Here is a 301-nt window from a genome sequence, read left to right on the forward strand (position 1 = left end):
CTTACCATAACAGCCAACGCAACAGCAGATGCAGGGTCCGACGAGACCATCTGCCAGGGAGATGACCTGGACCTCGCCCTATCCACCACCGTCCCTACCGCATCCGGGCAGGACGACCTGGCATGGAGCAGCGCAGGGGACGGGTCCTTTGACGACAGTACCATCCTGACCCCCGTATACACCCCCGGACCCAACGACATCATCGCCGGGAACGTGGTGCTCACACTGGAGGCCACCAGCACCAACTGCGGCGACGCACAGGACACCATGACACTGACCATAACAGCCAACGCAACAGCAG

1 protein-coding gene is annotated in these 301 nt (G+C 61.8%); it reads left to right on the plus strand.

Annotation, left to right across the window (positions count from 1 at the left end; translation table 11 throughout):
- On the plus strand, window positions 1-301 hold a 301-nt coding region (locus MWU56_RS16470), incomplete at both ends, for a hypothetical protein (protein ID WP_247046518.1).

This window comes from Allomuricauda sp. F6463D (genome assembly GCF_023015965.1).
In the GTDB taxonomy this organism is placed as follows: Bacteria; Bacteroidota; Bacteroidia; order Flavobacteriales; family Flavobacteriaceae; genus Flagellimonas.